The sequence below is a fragment of the Dietzia sp. SLG310A2-38A2 genome, from assembly GCF_014145095.1.
Taxonomy (GTDB): Bacteria; Actinomycetota; Actinomycetes; order Mycobacteriales; family Mycobacteriaceae; genus Dietzia.
Genome location: NZ_JAALDX010000538.1, coordinates 1 through 272 on the forward strand (window position 1 = coordinate 1; position 272 = coordinate 272).

A 272-nucleotide genomic window follows, 5' to 3' on the forward strand; every position below is an offset into this window, starting at 1 on the left:
CGCGACGCCGGGGCCCACCCGGGAGCCGCTCGATTCGTCGCGTCGACGCAGGCTCACCGTGGTCCTGGCCGCGGCGTCCGCCGTCCTCCTCGTCGTCACCGGTCTGACCTCCTGGCAGTACGTCGAGGCCAGGGGAGATGCGGCGACCGAGCAGCGGGTCGCGGACGCGCCCGCCTCCGCGACGGACGCGGCGCGCGAGATCGTGACCCAGATGTTCACCTACGATCACCGGACGGTCGATTCGGATCTCGCTGCGGTCCGGGATCGGCTCA

The 272-nt window shown here is 72.4% G+C and carries 1 pseudogene; it reads left to right on the plus strand.

What is annotated here, in order from left to right:
- Positions 1-272, plus strand: a pseudogene (locus G6027_RS16945) (hypothetical protein); the annotation flags it as partial.